Raw genomic sequence first — 22001 nt, 5'->3', positions numbered from 1 at the left:
GCCTGATGCTCCCACTCAGTCCTCCAGCTCAAGGGCTGCGATGCGCAGGTCGCGCTCCGTCGTGATCTTGGCCGCGGCCGGATCGCCCCGCACGATGTGTACCGGCTCACCGAGCGCCTCGACGAGCCCGGCGTCGTCCGTCGCCGCGACGGCCTCCGAACCGGACCGGTCCTGGCCGGCCTTGTGCGCGCGTTCCAGCAGCTCGCGCGTGAAGCCCTGGGGTGTCTGCACGGCTCGCAGGCGCGCGCGGTCCGGGGTTCCGACCACGAGCTCGGCGTCCTCGCCGGGCGCCACCTGCTTGACGGTATCGGTGACGGGCAGTCCGGGCACGACGGCGTCGTGGCCCGCCCGGACGGCGCCGACGACCCGCCGGATCAGGTCGGCGGGAACGAGGGGGCGGGCGGCGTCATGCACGAGCACGACTTCGTGGCTCGTGCCTGCCGCGGCGAGGCCGGCGGCGACGGACGCCTGGCGCGTCGGGCCGCCGTCGACCACCGTGACGGGGATCGTCACGGAAGCGTCGGCCGTGAGGAGATGGGTGATGACGTCCCGCATGCCGCCGGGCGCGGTGACGACGAGTGCGTCGACGACGCCGGACCCGGCGAGCCGACGCGCCGCGTGCAGGACGAGTGGAATTCCGCCGAGGCCGACGAGTGCCTTGGGCAAGTCACGCCCGAGACGTGCGCCGGATCCGGCGGCGGTGAGGATCGCGAGCGTGGTCATGTCAGGACCCCGCGGGCGGGGTCGCGTGTGGTCAGCTGGCGAGGACCTCGTCGAGGATGGCCTCGGCCTTCTCCTCCTCGGTCTTCTCCGCGAGCGCGAGTTCCGAGATCAGGATCTGGCGGGCCTTGGCCAGCATTCGCTTCTCACCGGCCGAGAGGCCGCGGTCGGCGTCGCGACGGGAAAGGTCCCGCACGACCTCGGCGACCTTGATCACGTCACCGGACGCCAGCTTCTCGAGGTTCGCCTTGTACCGGCGCGACCAGTTGGTGGGCTCTTCCGTGTACGGCGCACGAAGCACCTCGAAGACTCGCTCGAGGCCCTCCTGGCCGACGACATCGCGCACCCCGACGAGGTCGACGTTCTCCGCCGGGACCTCGATGGTCAGGTCACCCTGGGCGACCTTCAGCTTGAGGTACATCTTTTCCTCGCCCCGGATCTTGCGGGTCTTGACCTCCTCGATCAGCGCCGCGCCGTGGTGCGGGTAGACAACCGTCTCGCCTACTGTGAACGTCATCTGCAGATGTCCCCTTTCCAGGAGACAAGGTTACCACGTTGCGGTCCTCGATTTTCTTGACCTGACTACGCTGCGAAGCCGCTCTCCCGTTGACGTCGAGGCAGGTCAGAGGGCGAATTCTTAGCCTTGCCGCTCCCGTTCACAGCGCCGGGCGAGATCGTTCGTATCGATCTGATCACACACTCTTGACCCACTTTTTGATTTACACAGAATTGCGGCGGCCCATTTCTCTCCCCGAGTGACCCCGCGGGCGGGTGTGGTCGTCCCGTACGGCCGGTGACACACGCCACTGACGAACTCGCCGTCGCGGCGCCCCCGTACGGTGCCGCGACGGCGACGGGCCACTAGGATGTTGCCCGATCACCGCATTGACCTCCAGGGAGTAGACCGTGTCCCGTCGCACCACCGCCCACCGACGCGCCCGCACCGTCGCGGTCGCGGCCGTCACCGCGGCGGGTGCCGCCCTCCTGTCGGCATGCGCCCCCACCACCACAGCGCTCAACTACTCGCCGTCCGACGGCGTCATGGTGTCCGTGGGTGCTCAGGATGTCGGCGAGTACACGGACCTGCGAGGGCTCAACCTCATGGTCGTGGCCGAGGAGGAGGGCGCGGCCGGGAACCTGCTCGGCGCGCTCACCAACGACACGCGGGAAGGCGCGACGTTCACCCTCTCGCCGGAGGGCGCCACGCCGGTCACCTTCGAGGTCGGCGCGGGCGACACCGTCTACATCGGCGGCGAGGCCGGCGAGCCCGTCCTGATCGACACCGTCTCGGCCGCGCCGGGGTCCAGCATCCCGACGACCCTCGAGGCCGGCGGCGAGTCCCAGGCGTTCAGCCTGCCCGTCCTCAACGGCGAGCTCGCGGAGTACGCGGACTACGTGCCCAGTCCGGAGCCGTCGGGGTCCGCGTCCCCGGAGGCCTCCGCCTCACCCGAGACGTCCGCGTCGCCGGAGGAGTGAGCCGGCCCTCCGGACGCCCTGGCCCGCGCCGGGCAAGCACCTCGATGGTGCTCGCTCTCGACATCTCCGGTCGATAGGGTCCTGTCGGGCGATCCCGTCCAGGTCCTCCCTCCCCTCTCCCGGGGGACGACCCCCGAAACGAAGGGCTCGAAGTCTTGCTCCTGCGCACCACCTCCCCAACCGCTCACCGTGCACGCGGTGTCGCCGCCGTCGTCGGCGCCGCTCTTGCCATCGGCATGCTCTCGGGATGCTCCGCGATCGACAGCTTCCTGGAGGGGACCTCCGACGAGGCCCCCCGCGACGAGAACGGGGAGATCACCGAGGCGTCCGACGCCGACGCGATGTCGGTGGAGATCGGGGACTGTCTCGACATCGCCGAGCTCGAGAACCAGGCCACGTTCACGGACCTGCCCGTCATGCCCTGCGACGAGGAGCACACCGGGGAGATCTACGCCGAGAAGGACCTCGCCAACGGCGAGTATCCCGGCGAGAAGGACGTCACCGCGGAGGCAGACACGTTCTGCGAGGGCGAGTTCGAGGCGTTCGTCGGGGTGCCGTACTCGGAGTCCGAGCTCTACTTCTGGTCGTTCTACCCGACCGAGGCGAGCTGGCAGCAGGAGGACCGCACCGTCCAGTGCGTCCTGGAGTCGGAGAAGCCGGTGACGGACACCCTGGAAGGCGTCGGCAGGTAACAGGCGGCCGCCCCACCGGTCACACCCGCCGCCCGAAAGCACCGCCGAACCGCACAACCGTCACAGCCACGTTCGCCGAACCGCACGGTGAATCGTGCCAAAATGCGTTTGGCACGATTCACCGTGCGGTTCGACGGGCCGGGCGGTTCGACGGGCCGGGCGGTTCGGCGAGCCGGGGCCATTTCGTTTGGCTTTGGCTCGTCGGTCTTTGGCGATCAGCCGAAGCGGCCCGAGACGTAGTCCTCGGTGGACTGCTCCGAGGGGGAGCTGAAGATCGTCGCCGTGTCGTCCATCTCGATGAGATTGCCCGGCTTGCCGGTGCCCGCGATGTTGAAGAAGGCCGTCCTGTCGCTCACGCGGGCGGCCTGCTGCATGTTGTGCGTGACGATGACGATCGTGTAGTCCTTCTTCAGCTCCTGGATCAGGTCCTCGATCGCCAGGGTGGAGATCGGGTCCAGGGCCGAGCACGGCTCGTCCATGAGGACCACCTGCGGCTTGACCGCGATGGTGCGCGCGATGCAGAGGCGCTGCTGCTGACCGCCCGACAGGCCCGAGCCGGGCTTCTCGAGGCGGTCCTTGACCTCGTTCCAGAGGTTCGCGCCCCGGAGGGACGACTCCACCAGGTCGTCGGCGTCGGACTTGGAGATCTTGCGGTTGTTCAGCTTGACACCGGCCAGGACGTTGTCGCGGATCGACATCGTGGGGAACGGGTTCGGCCGCTGGAACACCATGCCGATGTTACGGCGCACCGCCACCGGGTCGACGTCGGGACCGTACAGGTCGACGCCCTCGAGCTCGACGCTGCCCTCCACGTACGCGCCGGGAATGACCTCGTGCATGCGGTTGAGCGTGCGGATGAAGGTCGACTTGCCGCAGCCGGACGGCCCGATGAAAGCCGTCACGGAGCGCGGCTCGATGGTCATCGAGACGCCCTCGACCGCGAGGAAGTCGCTGTAGTAGATGTTGACGTCCTTGACGTCGATGCGCTGGGACATGGAGTAGATCCTTCGTGTGTGCGCTGGGCGAGGTGAGGTCCTGCGCGTCAGCGCAGCTTCGGGGCGAACCACCGGTTGACGAGGCGACCCGCGATGTTGAGGAGCATGACGATCACGATGAGCGTCAGGGCGGCGCCCCAGGCGTTCTGGAACCCGATGTCGACGATGCAGTCGATGTCGTCCGGCTGGCACGTGGCGTAGCCCGCGTAGTACTGCCGGTAGGCGAACACGGGTAGCGTCATCATGCGCCCGTCGAAGGCGTTGAAGTTGATCGAGTCGCTCACACCCACGGCGACGAGAAGCGGTGCCGTCTCACCGATGACGCGCGCCACGGCGAGCAGGACACCCGTCGTCAGACCGGCGACCGATGTCCGCAGGACGATGCGGACGATGGTGAGCCACTTGGGCACGCCCAGCGCGTACGACGCCTCGCGGAGCTCGTTCGGGACGAGCTTGAGCATCTCCTCGCAGGATCGCACCACGACCGGGATCATCAGGACTGAGAGCGCCACGGCTCCCATGAACCCGAAGCGCGCGGCCGGCCCGAAGATCAGCGTGAACAGCGCCACGACGAACAGGCCCGCCACGATCGACGGGATACCGGTCATCACGTCCACGAAGAACGTCACGGCCCGGGCAAGTGGCCCACGCCCGTACTCGACCAGATAGATAGCGGTCATCAACCCGATCGGTACCGAGATCAAGATCGCCCAGCCGGTGATGATCAGTGTTCCCACGATGGCGTGATAGATGCCGCCGTCGGGGTTGCCGCCGAAGATTCCGCGCATCGACAGCGAGAGGAAGTCGATGCTCATCCGGCCGGCGCCGCTGCTGACGACCGTCCACAGCAGCGACACGAGCGGGGCCATGGCCAGGAGAAAACACACCCAGATGACGCCGGTCATGAGCCGGTCGACGGCCTTACGGCGCGGCTCGGATGAAGTCACGAGCTCGCGGGTCCGCTCGGTGGCGTCCGCGACAGGAGTGGCGGTGCTCATCAGTTCGCTCCCGAGAATTCCTTGCGCCGCGCGATGATCCATCGCGCGAACACGTTGACGGCCAGGGTGATCACGAACAGCGCGAGGCCGGTGGCGATCAGGGCGTTCACCGCGAGGCCCGAGGCCTCGGGGAAGTCGAGCGCGATGTACGCCGCGATCGTCTGGTGCTTCGCCGCCTCGAGGATGTGGGACGAGTAGGTGAAGCCGGGCGAGAGGATCATCAGCACCGCCATGGTCTCACCGAGGGCCCGGCCGAGGCCGAGCATCGCCGCCGACACCACGCCGGAGCGGCCGAAGGGGAGGACCGCCGTGCGGACCATCTCCCAGCGAGTCGCTCCCAGCGCCAGTGCCGCTTCCTCATGGAGTTTCGGGGTCTGCAGGAAGACCTCGCGCGAGACCGCCGTGATGATCGGCAGGATCATCACCGCCAGCACCACTCCGACGGTCGCGATCGACTTCGACGTGGTCGACACCTCCCCGGCGAACAGCGGGATCCAGCCGAGATACGCGTTGAGCCAGTCCCAGAGCGGCTTGAGCACCGGTGCGAGGACGAGGAAGCCCCAGAGGCCGTAGATGACCGACGGGATCGCGGCCAGCAGGTCGACGAGGTACCCGAGAAGCTGCGCCAGACGCCGGGGCGCGTAGTGCGAGATGAACAGCGCGATGCCCATGGCCACCGGTGTCGCGAGCGCCAGTGCGATCACCGCGGCGAGCAGTGTGCCGAAGACGAGCGGCCCCACGTATTGGAAGAACGAGGTGTCATCCGGGTATCGCGGCACGGCCTCGGCAAGCTCCGCCTGGCCGGCGGTCAGTGCCGGCCAGGCACGGAAGAGCAGGAACAACGCGACCGCCGCCAGCATCGCGAGGATCGTCGCGCCCGCGCCGATCGCGATCCAGCGGAACACACGGCTGAATCCGCGTTCCGTGTCGCCGGTACTGCGGCGCCGCGTCGCGCGGGGACGGGGCGGCGGGGACGCCTCGTCGACGGGCGGACTATCGGTGGTCGTCACTCTCGCTCCTGAGGGGGTGCGCTCTTGCGTGAGGTCAAGTATTCACGACTGCGCCGGTGGCCTGCCGGGGCCGCCCGACGGCGGCCCGGGCCGGCCACCGGCGCCGGTGTCGTGCTCAGTCTGCCAGGGTCAGCCGGCCGAGATCGCGTCGATCGACGGCTGGATCTCGCTGCGCAGCGACTCCGAGATCGGGGCGGAGCCGGCGCTGTCGGCGGCGGACTGCTGGCCCTCCTCGCTCAGGATGTAGTTCTGGAAGCCCTTCACCAGCTCGGCGGTGTTCTCGTCCTCGTAGGTGAGGCAGGCGAGCTCGTAGGAGACGAGCACGATCGGGTAGGTGCCCGCGAGGTCGCGCTCGAGCTCGAAGGCGAAGATGTGCTCACCCGTGCCCTCGACGCGCGGCGACTGCTCGACGACGGCGGCCGCGGCCTCCGTGCTGTACTCGACGAACTCGCCACCCACGCCGACGGCCGCCGTGTTCAGCGTGCCGATCTGCGACGCCTCGACGTACGCGATGGTGCCCTCGCCGGACTGGGCGGCGTTGGCGACGCCGGAGTTGCCCTGCGCCGACTCCTGGCCCTCGACCGGCCAGACGCCCGAGACCTCGAAGTCCCACACGTCGGGCGCGACGGCGGCCAGGTACTCCACGAAGTTCTCGGTGGTCCCCGAGTCGTCCGAGCGGTGGACGACGGTGATGTCCATGTCGGGCAGCTCGGCGTCCTCGTTGTCGGCCGCGATCGCGTCGTCGTTCCAGTTCGTGATGTCGCCCTTGAAGATCTCAGCGATCGTCTCCGGAGCGAGGTTCAGCGTGTCAACACCGTCGAGGTTGTAGGCGACGGTCACCGGAGCGATGAAGCCGGGGTACTGGATGACCCCACCCTCACCGCAGACCTCCTCGGCGGTGGCGATCTCGTCCTCGTCCAGCGCGGCGTCGGAGCCCGCGAACAGGTACGCGCCCGAACCAAAGCTCTCGCGACCGCCGCCGGAGCCGACCGGGTCGTAGTTGACGGTCACATCCGGGTTGGCCTCCTGGAAGCCCGCCCGCCAGGCGTTCATCGCGTTCTCCTGCGAGGACGCCCCGCCACCGCTGATGTCGCCGGACAGGCCCATGCTGTCCGCCGTCTCGTCGGTGCCGCTGGTCTCGTCATTGTCAGCGCCCGGGTCGGAGCCGCAGGCAGCGAGGCTCAGGGCGAGCGCACCGGCCATGACAGCGGAACCCACGCGGGGGAATCGGCTGATCTTCACGTGTCGATCCATCCTGTTCAGTTCGTTGCGCACGGCGAGCGCCGGCGTCAAGCGCGACGCTAGGGAGGCGGAATGACCTGACGCCCAGGATCAAGTGAACGGAAAATGAACAGTGGCGGCGAACTTGCGTGAGGTCGGCCACTCGCCTTGCCGCGCCGGTTCCGCAGTCGGATGATGGGCGACTACACAATTCATCCCACCCTGACCCGGTCTGCGCCCACCTAGCCGAGGTAGATCGACTCCGCCGCTTCCTCGACGCTGCGCTGCACGAAGTCGGAGACCGGCGCGCTGCCCGCCTCGTCGGCGGCGCGCTGCTGTCCCTCGGGCGACGCGATGTACGTGAGGAACGACTTCACGAACCGCCCGGTGGACTCGTCCGTGTACCGGGAGCACACCATCACGTAGGCCACGAGCACCATCGGATAGGCGAAGGACTCCGTGGTTTTCCGGTCGATGTCGTACGCGAGGTCGTGCTTGGTGCGCCCTTCGATGAGAGGCGACACGTCGATGGCGGCGGCAGCCGCCTCCGGGGTGAACGCCACGAACTCGTTGCCGACGAGGAGCGCCGCGTTACCGAGGTCACCGGTGCGGGACGCGTCCGCATACGTCACCGCACCCACGTTCTGGCGGACGAACTCCGTGACGCCCTCGTTCTGCGGTGCCGCCACACCGCCGTCCAGCGGCCAGACGCCGTCGGCCTCGTGCGGCCACTCCCCTGGCACCACCTTGAACAAGTAGTCCGTGAAGTTGTGCGTGGTCCCGGAGTCGTCCTCGCGGTGCACGGGCGTGATCGCCAGGTCCGGCAGGCTGAGGTCAGGATTGTCGGCGGTGATCGCGCCATCGTTCCACCGCGTGATCTCGCCGGTGAAGATCCTCGCGATCACGCCCGGCCGGAGGTTGAGCCGGTCGATGCCCTCGAGGTTGAAGGCCACCGAGATCGGGCTCACGTACACGGGCAGGTCGATGCCGTTGCCGCCGGCGCACACCTCCGCGGATGCCTCGAGTTCCTCCTCCGACAGCGCCGCGTCCGATCCACCGAACGCCACCTTCCCCGCGAGAAACTCCTCTCGCCCTCCGCCGGACCCGATCGAGTCGTAGGTGACCTCGACGTCGGGGTTGTCCGCCATGTACGCCTCGGTCCAGACTTCCATGGCCTTGGACATCGCCGACGAGCCCGAGCCCGCGAACGATCCCGCGACAGCGGGTTCCTCCGGCGGCACATAGGTGGCACCGATCGCCTGCCCGCATCCGGCGAGCGGGAGGACGAGGAGGCCCGCGGCAAAGAACGCGACAGCACGGCTTCTAGGGAGGGTCATGCCTCATGACGTTAGGTACGTCAGGTGACAAACAGGACAGGTCGGAACGAACAGGAGGTGAACACGGCCGGAGGAGCGAGCGAGGACCACCGTCCCGCTCGCCCGGGGCTACTCCTCGGCGTCCGCGAGCTTGTACCCCAGTCCGCGCACCGTGAGCAGGAAGCGCGGTGTCCCCGGATCCGGCTCGATCTTCGAGCGGATGCGTTTCACGTGGACGTCCAGCGTCTTCGTGTCACCCACGTAGTCGGCGCCCCAGACGCGGTCGATGAGCTGCCCCCGCGTCAGCACGCGCCCCGCGTTGCGCAGCAGCAGCTCGAGCAGGTCGAACTCCTTGAGCGGGAGGGAGATCGTCTCGCCGTTCACGGTCACCGTGTGCCGCTCGACGTCCATCGTGACCGGGCCGGCCCGCAGGACACCCACGCCGTCATCCGCCGTCTGCTCCACCGGCTGGCGGCGGCGCAGCACCGCGCGCATCCGCGCGAGCAGCTCCCGGAACGAGTAGGGCTTGGTCACGTAGTCGTCGGCGCCGAGTTCCAGACCGACCACCTTGTCGATCTCGGAGTCCTTCGCCGTGAGCATGATGACCGGCACGTCGCCGCGAGCACGCAGTTCCCGGCACACCTCCGTGCCGGACAGGCCGGGGAGCATGAGGTCGAGCAGCACCAGGTCGGCCCCGTCGGCGTCGTAGGCCGCCAGCGCGGCGTTGCCGTCCGCTGCCTCCACCACCTCGAACCCCTCCCGGGCGAGCTGGTAGGTCAACGGGTCGCGGTACGACTCCTCGTCCTCGACCACCAGGATGCGCGTCACGCGCCTACCTCCTCGTTCGTCGCCACCGGGTCCGTCCCGGCTCTCACATCACCGGCCGGGGGCCTCGCCCCCGGCTCGGTCATCAATCGGTCGGCGCCCCTGCCCGCGGACGGGATCCGCAGGGTGAACGTCGACCCGCGGCCGGGCTCCGACCACATCGTCACGTCGCCGCCGTGGTCGGCCGCGACGTGCTTGACGATGCTCAGTCCAAGCCCGGTGCCGCCCGTGTCGCGGGAGCGGGCCGGGTCCACGCGGTAGAACCGCTCGAACACGCGGTCCTGCTTGCTCTCGTCGATCCCGACTCCCTGGTCCACCACGGCGATCTCGACCAGCCCGCGGCGCTCCGTCACGCCCACCCCCACACGCGTGGCGGGCCCGGAGTAGGCGACGGCGTTGTCGAGCAGGTTCCGCACGGCGGTGACCAGCAGGTTGTGATCGCCGTACACCACGCTGTCCAGCGCGCCGCCCGACATGATGGCGATGTTCTTGGCGTGCGCGGCCGTCCTGGCCCGGTCCACGGCCTCGTCGACCACCGCCCGCACCGACACCGGGATGTCCTTCTGCACGGCACCCTGGGACTGGAGCCGCGACAGCTCGATGATCTCCTGCACGAGCTCGGACAGCCGCCGCGCCTCCCGGTGCATGCGCTCGGTGAAGCGCCGCACGGCGACCGGATCGTCGGCGGCGTCAGCCACCGTCTCGGCCAGCAGGGCGAGCGCCCCGACCGGCGTCTTGAGCTCGTGCGAGACGTTGACCACGAAGTCCCGGCGGATCGCCTCGACGCGGGCGGCCTCGGTACGGTCCTCGGCGAGCACGAGCATCCGGTCGCCCAGCGGCGCCACCCGCACCTGGAGCAGCACCGTTCCGCTCCCCACCGGGCCCCGCGGCAGCTCGAGCTCCCGCTCGCGGATCATGCCGTCCCGCCGCACCTGGGCCACCATCTCGCGGATCGCGGCGTGCGCGATGGCGTCGTTGCGCACCACGTTGAGCGCGTAGGCGGGGGGCGACGCGCGGATCACCTCGTCGTCGTCGTCCACCACCACGGCGGCCGAGCGGAGGACGGAGAGCACACGGACGAGGCCGTGGTCGAGCTCGGCGGCCGGGGCCTCCGGGCCCGAGCGCTGACGCCTTTCGGAGAAACGGAACGCGAGCGTGGCGACGACGCCGACGACCACGCCGACGATGCCCGCGCCGAGCACCGAGACCCCCTGGATGAATCCGTCCACCCACCCAGGGTAGGCAGTGGCGTCGCGGATACCCGCCAACGAGCCCACTCGCCCGCTTGACGTCACCAGGAGTTCATCCTTCGACGGGAAGCCGTTAACCTGAGGGTTTACGTTCGAGTGCGAAGCTTGGCGTCGCGCCGGAGGAGCCGGCCGGCGTCGCGCCCACGCGGCCAGCCCGCTGTGCACGGCGCACTCCTGTGGAAGGAAAGCGATGCGACAGATCTTCGAGGCCGAGCTGCGACAGGTCGGCGACGACCTCGCAGAGATGAGCCGACTCGTCGAGTCGGCGATCACGAAGGCCGGCAAGGCGCTGAGGGAGGCGGACCTGCAGCTCGCGCAGGAGGTGATCGCCTCCGACAAGACCATCGACCAGCTCGAGGCGTCCCTCGACGAGCGCTGCGTCCACCTGCTCGCCCAGCAGGCTCCGGTCGCGACCGACCTGCGCGTCATCGTCAGCGCGCTGCGGATGAGCGCCTCGCTGGAGCGCATGGGCGACCTGGCCCGCCACGTGGCGCAGGTGGCGCGGGGCCGGTACCCCGCGAAGGCGATCGTCCCGGCGGCCGCCGACATCTTCGCGAAGATGGACGAGGCCGCGGTGCACGTGGCCGAGCGGACGACGCGCCTCCTGGAGTCGCGTGACCTCGAGATGGCGCAGGCCATCGAGCGCGACGACGACCTGCTCGACGAGCTGCACCAGGAGACCTTCGGCGCGCTGCTCGGCGACGAGTGGGACGGAACGGTCCAGGAGGCGGTCGACATCACGCTGGTGGGCCGCTACTACGAGCGCTTCGGCGATCACGGGGTGTCGATCGCCAAGCGCGTCTCCTTCCTGGTCACGGGCGACTTCCCGGAAGACCACCAGCAGCCGTAGCCAGGCGGCTGCGGAGCCAGTCGGCGCGGAAACGGCCGGGGCGCGGACGACGTCGTCGTCCGCGCCCCGGCCGTTCGTGTCGGGTCAGCGCCCCTGGTTCGCGACCGCCGCGATCGCGTCCTTGGCCGCCTCCGGGTCGAGGTAGAGGCCGCCCGGCGTGACCGGGTTCAGCGACTCGTCGAGGTCGTACACCAGCGGGATGCCCGTGGGGATGTTGAGGCCGGCGATCGCCTCGTCGGAGACTCCGTCGAGGTGCTTGACCAGCGCGCGCAGCGAGTTGCCGTGCGCGGCAACGAGCACCGTCCGCCCAGCCTTCAGGTCGGGCACGATCTCGGACTCCCAGTACGGCAGCGCGCGGTCGAGCACGTTCTTGAGCGCCTCGGTACGCACCACGGGTGCGCCCTCGTAACGCGGATCGGCGTCCTGGCTGTACTCGGAGCCGAGCTCGATCTCCGGCGGCGGCACGTCGTACGACCGGCGCCATGTCATGAACTGCTCCTCGCCGAACTCCGCGAGGGTCTCCTTCTTGTTCTTGCCCTGCAGCGCGCCGTAGTGCCGCTCGTTGAGGCGCCAGCTGCGCTTCACCGGGATCCAGTGCCGATCCGCGGCGTCCAGCGCGAGGTTCGCGGTCGTGATCGCGCGACGCAGCAGGGAGGTGTGCACCACGTCGGGCGTCACACCCGCCTCGGTCAGCAGGGTGCCGCCGCGCTTGGCCTCCTCGGTGCCCTTCTCGGACAGGGGAACGTCCACCCAGCCGGTGAACAGGTTCTTGGCGTTCCACTCGCTCTCGCCGTGGCGGAGCAGGACGAGCTTGTAGGTCATGGCCCCATCCTGCCCGACTCCGCGTGGTGCTTGCGTGCCGTCTCGTAGACGGCGAGGATCTCGTCGGCCGCGTGGTCCCAGCTGAACCGTGCCGCCGACGCGGCGGCCGCCCGCGCCATCCGGGTACGACGGCGGTCGTCGGCGAGCAGGTCGTGCAGCGCCCGTGCCCAGTCCCGGGGCTCGTGACCGTGCACGAGCACGCCGGACTCGCCGTCGGCCACCACCGTGCGCAGGCCGCCCACCGCGGCCGCGACCACCGGCGCGCCCGAGGCCAGCGCCTCCGCGGCCACGAGCCCGAAGGACTCGTTGTGCGACGGGACGGCGACCAGGTCCGCCGCGCGGAACCAGTCGACGAGCTCGGCCTGCGGCACCGGCGGGCGCACCAGCACGTCGTCGGACACGCCCTCCTGCCACGCCAGCGCCTCGAGCTCGCGAACGGCCGTGGCCTTGCCGCTCGCGCCGCCGAGCACGACGAGCAGCGGCCGGGCGGCGACACCCGCCGGCACGGCGCTCCCCGACCTCCCGGGCCCGCGCGCCTCGGCCGGGCGCGCCGGGTCCGCACCGGCGACCGCCGTCGCCGGCCACGCGCCCAGCGCACGGACCAGCACGTCGGGCCCCTTGAGGATCTGGATGCGCCCGGCGAACAGCACGATCTGCCGGCCCGCGGGCAGGCCGAGGCGCTCGCGCAACGCACGCCGCGCCTCGGCGACCGCCGCGCGGCCCTCGTCGTCCTCCACGGGGCACGCCACGGTCCGCGGCCCGGAACCTCCGCCGAGCGCCGCCTGGAGGGGCGCGAAGAGGCGCGTGTCCACGCCGGGAGGGACCACGTGCACGCGGGGCCGGGCCGCGCCGTACCCGGACACGAGGTCCTCGGCCTCCTGCTCCGTGTTGGCCACGAGCGCGTCCGCCTCGGCGACCACCTGCTCCTCACCCACGATGCGGCCCATCGGCTCCGGGGAGTCCCCGGGCGCGAGCGCCGCGTTCTTGACGCGCGCCATGGTGTGCATGGAGTGCACCAGCGGGAGGTCCCACCGCTCGGTCGCGAGCCAGCCCACCTGGCCGGACAGCCAGTAGTGGGTGTGGACCACGTCGTACCAGTCGACGGGGCGGTGCGCCTCGGCGCGGAGCACTCCCGCGGCGAAGGCGCAGAGCTGCCCGGGCAGGTCGTTCTTGTCCAGGCCCTCGTAAGGCCCGGCGGAGATGTGGACCACCTTGATGCCGGGTTCGGCGTCGACCACCTTGGGCTGGGCCGACGACGTCGCGCGCGTGTAGATCTCGACCTCGGCGCCGCGGCGGGCGAGGGCCCGCGACAGCTCCAGCACGTACACGTTCATGCCGCCGGCGTCACCCATGCCGGGCTGTTCGAGCGGCGACGTGTGCACGGTGATCATCGCGACGCGCATCAGCGCACCAGGACACACGCGGGCGGGACCGGCAACGGGAGCCGCGCCACGACCTCCCCCGCACCGGACGCGCCGTCCACGAGCACCGAGATCAGCTCGCTGGTGTTCTGGGCCGCGACCACGACCAGTTCGTGGCCGGGCGGTACCGAGGCGCCGCCGGGCGTGCCGGGGCCGACGACGGCGTGGTGGCGGGGCCAGGCGCCCGCGCCGAGCTCCACGTCGGCGACGTGCCGGGCCCTCCAGCCATCGGCGACGTGCTCGAGGCGGAGCACCGCGAGCACGTCGGGTCCACGCACGCCCACGTGGACGTGTCGCCCGTCCGCGGAGAGGGTCACGTGCGACGGGAAGCCGGGGGTACCGTCGGCGCCCCAGGTCGCGTCGGTGATCGGGAAGCTGTCCGCGTGCCGGTACCGGGGAAGCCCTTGCGAGCCGACGTCGGGGACGAGCAGGTGCAGGCGGCAGTCGAGCTCGCCGGCCACGAGGAGCGAGCCGTCGGGCAGCTCCACGAGGTGCCGGGGGCCCGTCCCCGGGGGGAACGTCGCGGCGAGCTCGGAACCCTTGCCGCCGTCCGGGGCTGCCCGGTGGACGCGCAGTTCGTCGGACCCGAGGTCCACGACAAGGGCGGTGTCGCCGTCGCCCCGTACGACGTGCGCGGAGTGGGCGTGGGGCCCCGCCTGGCGGTCCAGCACCGGGCCGGAGCCGTGGTGCCCGAAGAACTCGGGGCCCGGGGCGAGCAGCCCGTCGCTGTCGGTGGACCAGGTCGCGGCGACGCCGTCGGCGTAGTTGGTCACCCACACGCGGCCGTCGGCGGCGGCGACATGGCACGGGTCCGAGCCGCCCGAGGAGACGGTACGCCGCACGGCGAGCGAACCGTCGTCGCCCGCCCCGAGCACGGCGAGCGAGCCGGTCGCCGACTCCCCCACCGCGTACAGCGTGCGTCCGGAGGGGTGGGCCGCGAGGAAGGAGGGCGCGGGAAGTGCGATCACGCGCCGGGCAGCGCTCAGGGCACCGGTGCCGGCGTCGACCTCGACGCCGAACACGCCCTCACCACTGCCGGGATCGGCACCGGGCCGGGGGTAGGTGCCGATCCACAGTGAGCAGGTGCCTGGGTCTTGCTCCGAATTCATGGCACCAGCCTAGGGCTCGTCCCACGAACGGATCGCAACGGTGCCGGACGGCGCCGCGCCGCGCGACACCCGCTCACGTACGACCTCTCAGCCGTTGGCCTTCTCGTAGGCCGCGACGATCTCGGCGGCGATACGACCGCGGTCGCTGACGGTGTGACCCTGCGCACGAGCCCACTCGCGGATCGCCGCGGTGTTGTTGGCGCTGCGCGAACGCCGGGACGAACGCGAGGCCGTGGTCGCCGACTTCGCCTTACGCGCGGCGCCCACCCAAGGGGCGAACGCTTCACGAAGCTCCGTCGCGTGCTCCTTGCTCAGATCGATCTCGTAGTTGGTTCCGTCGAGACCGAAACTCACCGTCTCATCGGCCACGCCGCCATCGACGTCGTCCTCGAGCACCAGCTGAACCCTCTGGACCATTGTTCGCACGCCCTTTCATTCAAAAATGCATCTGGGTGTTGTCGAAAGCATGCCGCACTGGTGTATCACCCGTCAAACAAAGGTGCCCGTCCCAGGATTTCGCACACACAGAAGCTTCACCGCCACGGGGCCTCCGGGAGGCGATCGCGGAATCCGGCCGGAAATCCTCCGGTCCCGGTAACCCGTCTCAGGGATTGTCGCTGGACACCACGCCGTCGGAGGCGGATTCCAGGGACGTCACCGTAGAATCCCCCGCCGCGGCGCCGGGCTGCCTCATACGCTCCATGGCGAGACGCTCGTCGCGATCGGCGCGCATGATCTTTCGCATCGCGAACCAGAACAGAACGCCTACACCGATCGAGGGCACGAGGCCCGCGATCACCGCACCGAATGTGTCCACCACAGGATCCTCACAATCGTTTCGGCTCAGGCCTGCGGCTTGACGAGCGGGAACATGATGGTCTCGCGAATACCGAGGCCGGTGAGTGCCATCAGCAGGCGGTCGACGCCCATGCCCATTCCGCCCGACGGCGGCATGGCGACCTCCATCGCGGTGAGGAAGTCCTCGTCGATCGGCATCGCGTCCTCGTCGCCGACCGCGGCCATCCGCGCCTGCTGCTCGAAACGCTGCCGCTGGATCACCGGGTCGACGAGCTCGGAGTACCCCGTGCCGAGCTCGAATCCGCGCACATACAGGTCCCACTTCTCGACCTGACCCGGAGCATTCCGGTGTTCGCGGGTGAGCGGGGAGGTCTCCACCGGGAAGTCGCGCACGAACGTGGGCGCATACAAGGCGTCACCGACGTGGTGCTCCCACAGGGCCTCGACGAGCTTGCCGTGATTCGTCTTCTTGGGGTCGAGAGAGATCTCTGCCTTGTCGGCGAGCTTGGTCAGGTGTTCAACTCCGGTCTCCGGCGTGATCTCCTCACCGATCGCCGCCGACAGCGAGCCATACATCGTGATCTGTGCCCACTCGCCGCCCAGGTCGTATTCCTTGCCGTCCGGAAGTGTGACGACCGTGTTTCCGAGCACGTCGTTCGCCGCGGTCTGGACGAGGTCCTGAGTGAGCGCGCCGATGGTGTCGTAATCGCCGTACGCCTCGTAGGCCTCGATCATCGCGAACTCCGGGGAGTGCGACGAGTCAGCACCCTCGTTGCGGAAGTTCCGGTTGATCTCGAAGACCTTCTCCACACCGCCGACGACGGCCTTCTTGAGGAAGAGTTCCGGCGCGATCCGCAGGAACAGCTCCATGTCGTAGGCGTTCATGTGCGTCGAGAACGGCCGGGCCGAGGCGCCGGACGCGACGGTCTGCAGCATCGGCGTCTCCACCTCGAGAAAGCCGCGGCCGTGGAAATTGTCCCGCAGCGAGCGCATCACGCCGGCGCGCAGCCGCACCATGTCGCGTGCCGCGGGGCGCGCGATGAGGTCCACGTACCGCTGGCGGACACGTGCCTCCTCCGACAGGTCCTTGTGCAGAACCGGGAGCGGGCGCAGCGCCTTGGCCGCCATGCGCCACTCGTCGGCGAAGACGCTCAGCTCGCCGCGCTTGGAGGAGATGACCCGGCCACGCAGGAAGAGATGGTCGCCCAGATCGACGTCGGACTTGAACGCCGCCAGCGCCTCCTCTCCCACCGCGGCGAGGCTCAGCATGCCCTGGAGGCGGTTGCCCTCACCGTCCTGGATCGTCACGAAGCAGAGCTTGCCGCCGATCCGGATGAACACGACGCGGCCGGCGACGCCCGCGACGTCGTCGGTCTCCTGGCCTGCCTCGAGGTGGCCGTAGGCGCCGCGGATCCCGGTGATCGAGTGGGTCAGCGGAAGGTTGACCGGGTAGGCCTCCTCACCGCGGGCCAGGATCCGCTCGCGCTTCTCACGCCGGACCCGAAGCTGCTCGGGCAGGTCGTCGGTCTCGGGCGCGGGATTGCTCGCGGTGGTCTCGGAAGTCACGCAGAGATTCTATCGGCGCGCCGCCGTGGCCCTCGACGGGTCGGCGTGGACGACGCTGCGCCGCGGGCTTCTCAGGCCCGCAGGTCCAGGGCCAGGTCCAGGATCGGGGCGCTGTGGGTCAGGGCGCCCACGCTCAGGTAGTCGACGCCCGTCTCCGCGACCTCGCGGGCTCGGTCGAGCGTGAGATTTCCCGTGGCCTCGAGCTCGACGTGCGCCGGGACGCCGTCCCGCCCCTCGCGGGCGCGCACCTCCCGCACCGTCTCGGCGAGGACCGGCGTCGGCATGTTGTCCAGCAGCAGGAAGTCGGCCCCGGCGGCGAGCGCCTCGATGGCTTGCTCGGTGGTGTCGGCCTCGACCTGGACGTCCACGTCCGGGAAGGCCGCCCGGACGGCCTCCACCGCGCCCGTGACGGAGCCCGCGGCGACGACGTGGTTGTCCTTGATCATCGCGACGTCGTACAGGCCCATGCGCTTGTTGGTGCCGCCGCCGGCCCGGACGGCGTACTTCTGCAGGGCGCGCAGTCCCGGCGTGGTCTTGCGGGTGTCGAGCACGCGGGCGCCCGTCCCCTCCAGGGCACGGGCGAAGGCGCGGGTGGCGGTCGCGACGCCCGAGGCCCGGGAGGCGAGGTTCAGGAGGGTGCGCTCGGCGATCAGGAGCACCTGCGCGGGGCCCGTCACGGTCGCGAGGACCCGGCCGCGTCCGGCGCCGTCCCCGTCGCGGGCGGAGAACGTCACCTCCGGGACGGGGAGGCCGACGCGTTCGGCGACCTGGAGCAGCGTCTCGGGGACGACGACGAGCCCTGCGACCGTGCCGTCCTCGCGCGCCACGAGGTCCGCGGTACCGATGGCCGAGCGCGGGATCGTCGCCTGCGTGGTCACGTCCCGCCCGGGAGCCGGGCCGAGATCCTCGTCGAGCGCGACGGCGACGGTGCGCGAGATCCACTCGGGGTCGAGCCCGGGTTCGACGACGGACGGAACGACATCGGAAATCCTCACCCCCAAAACCTAACTCCTGCCCACGGCAGCACTACTGATTGAGGTTCAACAGGGCTTCGGATCCATTTGGACGGCGCCAAAAGGTCTGCGGGACCCTACTGAACCCTCCTCAGTCCGGGGCCGGGAGCCGGGAGCCGGGGGAGCATCAGGAGTCGGGGGCGCCGAAGCCGCCGCCGCCCGGGGTTTCCAGGATCAGGGTGTCGCCCGGGGCCAACACCACCGTGTCTCGGCCGGCCACCGGTTCGACGTCGTCGGCCCCGTCCCGGAGGACGGCGTTGCGGCCCAGCGCACCGGGCTCCCCGCCGGCCATGCCGTAGGGCGGGACCACGCGGTGCCCGGTCAGCAGGCTCGCCGTCATCGGCTCCCGGAACTCCAGGGCCCGCACCACGCCGTCGCCGCCGTGCCACCGTCCCGCTCCGCCCGAGCCGGCACGCACCGCGAACTCCCGCACCAGCACCGGAAAGCGCGTCTCGAGCACCTCCGGGTCGGTGAGCCGCGAGTTCGTCATGTGGGTCTGGACGGCGGACGCACCGCCGAACCCGTCGCCCGCGCCGGAGCCGGACGCGACCGTCTCGTAGTACTGGTGGTCGGCGTTGCCGAACGTGACGTTGTTCATCGTGCCCGACCCCTCCGCCTGCACCCCGAGCGCCCCGTACAGCGCTCCCGTGATGGCCTGGCTCGTCTCCACGTTCCCCGCCACCACCGCGGCCGGGTACTCCGGCGACAGCAGCGTGCCGGGCGGGATGACGATGTCCAGGGGTCGGCGGCAGCCGTCGTTGAGCGGGATGTCGTCGTCCACCAGCGTCCGGAACACGTACAGCACCGCGGCGACGGCCACCGAGGACGGCGCGTTGAAGTTGGACGCCACCTGCGCCGACGTGCCGGTGAAGTCGATGGTCGCCCGGCGCCGCTCGTGGTCGGCAGTCACGCGCACGGCGATCGTGGCGCCGTGGTCGGTCTCGTAGGTGAACTCGCCGTCGGACAGGGTGTCGACGACGCGGCGGACCGCCTCGGCGGCGTTGTCCTGCACGTGCCCCATGTACGCCTGCACGACGTCGAGGCCGAAGTGCCGGATCATCGCGCCGATCTCCTCCACGCCCTTGGCGCCGGCGGCGATCTGGGCGCGCAGGTCGGCGAGATTGGTCTCCGGGTCGCGAGACGGGTAGCGCGCCGTGGTGAGGAGTTCGCGGGTCTCCCGCTCCCGCATCCGCCCGTCGCCGACCAGCAGCCAGTTGTCGAAGAGCACGCCTTCCTCGTGGATCTCCGTGCTGGTGGCCGGCATCGAGCCCGGCGTGATGCCGCCGATCTCGGCGTGGTGACCGCGCGAGGCGACGTAGAACAGGATCTCGTCGCCGGCTCCGGCGTCGGCGTCGGCCTCGCGGCCGGGTACGCCGCTGGCTCCCTCGCGGAACACGGGCGTGATCACCGTGACGTCCGGCAGGTGGGTACCGCCGTGGAAAGGGTCGTTGACCGCGTAGGTGTCGCCGGGGCGCATCGTTCCCCGGCGGCGGGCGATGACCTCCTGCACGGTGGTGCCCATCGACCCGAGGTGCACCGGCATGTGCGGCGCGTTCGCCACGAGGCTGCCGTCCGGGTCGAAGATCGCGCAGGAGAAGTCCAGCCGCTCCTTGATGTTCACCGACTGCGCCGTCGCCTCCAGGCGCGCGCCCATCTGCTCGGCGATCGACATGAACAGGTTGTTGAAGATCTCCAGCATGACCGGGTCGGCGGCGGCGGAGACGCGCGCGTCGGCACGGGGGGCGGTGCGGCGGACCACGAGGTGCCCGGTGTCGGTCGCCTCCGCGCGCCATCCCGGCTCGACGACCGTCGTGGCGTTCTGCTCGGTGATGATCGCGGGCCCGGTCACGGCGTCGCCGGGCACGAGCCGCTCACGGCGCCGCAACGGAGCGTCGTGCCACTCGCCGCCGGCGAACATCCGTGCGATGCCCTGGTCCGGCGCCGTCGCGGGGAGCCGGTCCGCGCCACCGTTGTCGGCCCAGCGGTCCTCTCCGTCGTCGAGCCCGCCGGTCGTCGTCCGGCCGGCCACACCGCTGTCGCCGCCGGGTGCACCGTCCGTCGTCCGGTCGGCCGAGAGGCCGTCCTGGCCCGCGGACGACGGCGCCACCACCTCCACCGCCACGGCGTCCGCGATCAGCGGCCGGTCCAGCAGGAAGGAGTACACACTCCGGTGGGCGGTCTCGAACTCGGCGATCATCGCCCGGACCGGGTCGGTGTCGCCGGGGTCGGCGGAGGTCCGCAGCCGCACGGGAACGGTCGTGTCCGTGCCGTCGTAGCGCAGATGGACCGTGCGGGTGACGACGACGCGCGGCGTGCCCCGTCCGTCGTCGTCCGCCACGCCCTGGTCCGCGAGGTCCGCGTGGGCTGCCGCCTCCAGCACGTCGGCGGCCTCACGCAGCCGGGGCAGGGCGTCGTCGGACAGCGTCGTGCCGACCGACTGCTCCCGCATCACCGTGGTGTCCGCGAGGCCGATGCCCAGGGCCGACAGGACGCCGGCCATCGGCGGGACGAGCACGGTCTCGACGCCGAGCGAGTCCGCGACCGCGCACGCGTGCTGGCCACCCGCGCCCCCGAAGGTGGTCAGGGCGTAGCGGGTGACGTCGTGCCCCTTGCGGACGGTGATCTTCTTGACCGCTCCGGCCATGTTGGCCACGGCCACCGCGAGGAACCCCTCGGCGACCTGCTCGGGCGTACGGCCGTCGCCGATCTCGCGGGCCAGCTCCGCGAACTCGCGACGGACGACGTCGACGTCGAGCGGCTGGTCGCCTCCGGGCCCGAACACCGCGGGGAAGTACTCGGGACGGACCCGTCCGAGCAGCACGTTCGCGTCGGTGACGGTGAGCGGGCCGCCGTTGCGATAGCACGCGGGCCCCGGGGAGGCACCGGCCGAGTCCGGGCCCACGCGGTAACGGCTGCCGTCGAAGTGCAGGATCGACCCGCCCCCGGCCGCCACGGTGTGGATGTCGAGCATGGGCGCACGCAGCCGCACGCCCGCGACCTGGGCGTCGAACACCCGCTCCAGCTCGCCGGCGTAGTGGGAGACGTCCGTCGAGGTGCCGCCCATGTCGAAGCCGATGACGTGGTCGTGGCCCGCGAGCTCGGACATCCGCACCATGCCCACGATCCCGCCCGCCGGTCCGGAGAGGATCGCGTCCTTGCCGCGGAACCGGTGCGCCTCGACGAGCCCGCCGTTGGACTGCATGAACTGCAACGGCACCCCGGTGAGCCGGCCGGCCACCTGGTCCACGTACCGCCGCAGGACCGGCGACAGGTAGGCGTCGACCACCGTGGTGTCGCCGCGCGGCACCAGCTTCATCAGCGGGCTGACCTCAGCGGACCGGGAGATCTGCGGGAACCCGACCCGCCCGGCGAGGTCCGCGACCCGGTCCTCGTGGTCCGGGTACAGGTGGGAGTGCAGGCAGACGACGGCCACGGCCCGGAACCCGTCGTCGTACGCACGGCGCAGCTCGGGCTCGACGGCGGCCAGGTCGGGCTCGCGCAGCACCTCGCCGCTCGCGGTGACGCGCTCGTCGACCTCGATGACGCGGGTGTACAGCGGCTCCGGCAGCACGATGTGCCGGTCGAAGATGCGCGGCCGGTTCTGGTAGGCGATGCGCAGCGCGTCCCCGAACCCGCGGGTGGTCACCAGGACGGTCGGTTCGCCGGTGCGCTCCAGCAGGGCGTTGGTCGCGACGGTGGTCCCCATCCGCACGGCCTGGACGCTGTCCGACGACGGCCGCGGGGTGGCCTCCCCGCCCGCCTGCCGCAGGATCCGCTCGATCCCGGCCACGGCGGCGTCGTCGTACCGTTCCGGGTCCTCCGAGAGGAGCTTGTGCGTGCTCAGCGCCCCGTCCGGGTGCCGCGCGACGATGTCGGTGAACGTGCCACCCCGGTCGATCCAGAACTCCCAGCCCATGTG

The 22001-nt window shown here is 70.6% G+C and carries 20 protein-coding genes; 3 read left to right on the top strand and 17 right to left on the bottom strand.

What is annotated here, in order from left to right; genetic code table 11:
• Positions 1–15: 15 nt before the first annotated feature.
• Together ispD and EDD34_RS01810 are read right to left on the bottom strand one after the other, a co-directional pair.
• Positions 16–723 carry a 2-C-methyl-D-erythritol 4-phosphate cytidylyltransferase gene (ispD, locus tag EDD34_RS01815; protein ID WP_123813053.1) on the bottom strand — a complete coding sequence of 236 codons (708 nt, stop codon included), beginning with the start codon at positions 721–723 and terminating at the stop codon, positions 16–18.
• A 31-nt stretch (positions 724–754) separates the two neighbouring features.
• Positions 755–1237 (bottom strand): CarD family transcriptional regulator, encoded by a 483-nt coding sequence (locus EDD34_RS01810; RefSeq protein ID WP_123813052.1) that lies wholly within the window; start codon positions 1235–1237, stop codon positions 755–757.
• Positions 1238–1626: 389 nt separating this feature from the next.
• Here EDD34_RS01810 and EDD34_RS01805 point away from each other — a divergent pair, with 389 nt between their 5' ends.
• Complete coding sequence (locus EDD34_RS01805; RefSeq protein WP_211341467.1) at positions 1627–2196, top strand: hypothetical protein; 570 nt, start codon at positions 1627–1629, stop codon at positions 2194–2196.
• A 155-nt stretch (positions 2197–2351) separates the two neighbouring features.
• Positions 2352–2888: a septum formation family protein gene (locus tag EDD34_RS01800; protein ID WP_123813051.1), complete on the top strand. Its 537-nt coding sequence runs from the start codon at positions 2352–2354 to the stop codon at positions 2886–2888.
• A gap of 215 nt (positions 2889–3103) precedes the next feature.
• Here EDD34_RS01800 and pstB read toward each other — a convergent pair whose 3' ends face one another.
• The 7 genes from pstB to EDD34_RS01765 all read right to left on the bottom strand — a co-directional run bounded on the left by pstB (position 3104) and on the right by EDD34_RS01765 (position 10482).
• The gene (gene pstB, locus EDD34_RS01795) at positions 3104–3883 is read right to left on the bottom strand and encodes a phosphate ABC transporter ATP-binding protein PstB (protein WP_123813050.1); all 780 of its coding nucleotides are present in this window, start codon (positions 3881–3883) and stop codon (positions 3104–3106) included.
• A gap of 47 nt (positions 3884–3930) precedes the next feature.
• Entirely contained in the window at positions 3931–4881 is a 951-nt protein-coding gene (gene pstA, locus EDD34_RS01790) for a phosphate ABC transporter permease PstA (RefSeq protein WP_123813049.1), read from the bottom strand.
• A complete protein-coding gene (pstC, locus tag EDD34_RS01785) occupies positions 4881–5891 on the bottom strand; it encodes a phosphate ABC transporter permease subunit PstC (RefSeq protein WP_123813048.1) in 1011 nt (336 codons plus the stop codon). Before pstC ends, pstA begins: the two co-directional genes overlap by 1 nt.
• A gap of 129 nt (positions 5892–6020) precedes the next feature.
• Positions 6021–7133, bottom strand: a complete 1113-nt coding sequence (gene pstS / locus EDD34_RS01780; RefSeq protein WP_246012139.1) for a phosphate ABC transporter substrate-binding protein PstS — start codon at positions 7131–7133, stop codon at positions 6021–6023.
• A gap of 221 nt (positions 7134–7354) precedes the next feature.
• Positions 7355–8449 (bottom strand): phosphate ABC transporter substrate-binding protein PstS, encoded by a 1095-nt coding sequence (gene pstS / locus EDD34_RS01775; RefSeq protein WP_123813047.1) that lies wholly within the window; start codon positions 8447–8449, stop codon positions 7355–7357.
• A gap of 108 nt (positions 8450–8557) precedes the next feature.
• Positions 8558–9256: a response regulator transcription factor gene (locus EDD34_RS01770; RefSeq protein ID WP_123813046.1), complete on the bottom strand. Its 699-nt coding sequence runs from the start codon at positions 9254–9256 to the stop codon at positions 8558–8560.
• On the bottom strand, positions 9253–10482 hold the full coding sequence (locus tag EDD34_RS01765) for a sensor histidine kinase (RefSeq protein ID WP_123813045.1): 1230 nt from the start codon (positions 10480–10482) through the stop codon (positions 9253–9255). Before EDD34_RS01765 ends, EDD34_RS01770 begins: the two co-directional genes overlap by 4 nt.
• Positions 10483–10693: 211 nt before the next feature.
• Here EDD34_RS01765 and phoU point away from each other — a divergent pair, with 211 nt between their 5' ends.
• Entirely contained in the window at positions 10694–11353 is a 660-nt protein-coding gene (phoU, locus tag EDD34_RS01760; protein WP_123813044.1) for a phosphate signaling complex protein PhoU, read from the top strand.
• Positions 11354–11437: 84 nt separating this feature from the next.
• Here the strand turns inward: phoU and EDD34_RS01755 are convergent, their stop codons facing one another.
• The 8 genes from EDD34_RS01755 to EDD34_RS01720 all read right to left on the bottom strand — a co-directional run bounded on the left by EDD34_RS01755 (position 11438) and on the right by EDD34_RS01720 (position 21998).
• Positions 11438–12175: a phosphoglyceromutase gene (locus EDD34_RS01755; protein ID WP_123813043.1), complete on the bottom strand. Its 738-nt coding sequence runs from the start codon at positions 12173–12175 to the stop codon at positions 11438–11440.
• Positions 12172–13578: a glycosyltransferase gene (locus tag EDD34_RS01750; RefSeq protein WP_123813042.1), complete on the bottom strand. Its 1407-nt coding sequence runs from the start codon at positions 13576–13578 to the stop codon at positions 12172–12174. The genes EDD34_RS01755 and EDD34_RS01750 overlap by 4 nt, the downstream gene beginning before the upstream one ends.
• Complete coding sequence (locus EDD34_RS01745; protein ID WP_123813041.1) at positions 13578–14705, bottom strand: lactonase family protein; 1128 nt, start codon at positions 14703–14705, stop codon at positions 13578–13580. The genes EDD34_RS01750 and EDD34_RS01745 overlap by 1 nt, the downstream gene beginning before the upstream one ends.
• 87 nt (positions 14706–14792) lie before the next feature.
• Positions 14793–15122 carry a histone-like nucleoid-structuring protein Lsr2 gene (locus EDD34_RS01740; protein ID WP_123813040.1) on the bottom strand — a complete coding sequence of 110 codons (330 nt, stop codon included), beginning with the start codon at positions 15120–15122 and terminating at the stop codon, positions 14793–14795.
• A 187-nt stretch (positions 15123–15309) separates the two neighbouring features.
• Positions 15310–15522, bottom strand: a complete 213-nt coding sequence (locus tag EDD34_RS01735; RefSeq protein WP_123813039.1) for a hypothetical protein — start codon at positions 15520–15522, stop codon at positions 15310–15312.
• A 26-nt stretch (positions 15523–15548) separates the two neighbouring features.
• Positions 15549–17069, bottom strand: coding sequence for a lysine--tRNA ligase (lysS, locus tag EDD34_RS01730; RefSeq protein ID WP_123813038.1), 1521 nt, complete (start codon positions 17067–17069; stop codon positions 15549–15551).
• Positions 17070–17140: 71 nt separating this feature from the next.
• Positions 17141–18058, bottom strand: a complete 918-nt coding sequence (nadC, locus tag EDD34_RS01725; protein ID WP_123816257.1) for a carboxylating nicotinate-nucleotide diphosphorylase — start codon at positions 18056–18058, stop codon at positions 17141–17143.
• Positions 18059–18209: 151 nt separating this feature from the next.
• Positions 18210–21998: a hydantoinase B/oxoprolinase family protein gene (locus EDD34_RS01720; protein ID WP_123813037.1), complete on the bottom strand. Its 3789-nt coding sequence runs from the start codon at positions 21996–21998 to the stop codon at positions 18210–18212.
• Positions 21999–22001 lie beyond the last annotated feature (3 nt).

This window comes from Myceligenerans xiligouense, assembly GCF_003814695.1.
Taxonomy (GTDB): Bacteria; Actinomycetota; Actinomycetes; order Actinomycetales; family Cellulomonadaceae; genus Myceligenerans; species Myceligenerans xiligouense.
Note: the sequence above shows the minus strand (reverse complement) of the source record. Positions and strands in the feature narration are given on the sequence as shown.

Coding starts and splice junctions, on each gene's coding strand:
- EDD34_RS01720 (WP_123813037.1), bottom strand. CDS start 21,998: ATGGGCTGGGAGTTCTGGATCGACCGGGGTGGCACGTTCACCGACATC.
- EDD34_RS01810 (WP_123813052.1), bottom strand. CDS start 1,237: ATGACGTTCACAGTAGGCGAGACGGTTGTCTACCCGCACCACGGCGCG.
- pstB (WP_123813050.1), bottom strand. CDS start 3,883: ATGTCCCAGCGCATCGACGTCAAGGACGTCAACATCTACTACAGCGAC.
- EDD34_RS01740 (WP_123813040.1), bottom strand. CDS start 15,122: ATGGTCCAGAGGGTTCAGCTGGTGCTCGAGGACGACGTCGATGGCGGC.
- EDD34_RS01755 (WP_123813043.1), bottom strand. CDS start 12,175: ATGACCTACAAGCTCGTCCTGCTCCGCCACGGCGAGAGCGAGTGGAAC.
- phoU (WP_123813044.1), top strand. CDS start 10,694: ATGCGACAGATCTTCGAGGCCGAGCTGCGACAGGTCGGCGACGACCTC.
- pstA (WP_123813049.1), bottom strand. CDS start 4,881: ATGAGCACCGCCACTCCTGTCGCGGACGCCACCGAGCGGACCCGCGAG.
- pstS (WP_123813047.1), bottom strand. CDS start 8,449: ATGACCCTCCCTAGAAGCCGTGCTGTCGCGTTCTTTGCCGCGGGCCTC.
- ispD (WP_123813053.1), bottom strand. CDS start 723: ATGACCACGCTCGCGATCCTCACCGCCGCCGGATCCGGCGCACGTCTC.
- EDD34_RS01745 (WP_123813041.1), bottom strand. CDS start 14,705: ATGAATTCGGAGCAAGACCCAGGCACCTGCTCACTGTGGATCGGCACC.
- EDD34_RS01750 (WP_123813042.1), bottom strand. CDS start 13,578: ATGCGCGTCGCGATGATCACCGTGCACACGTCGCCGCTCGAACAGCCC.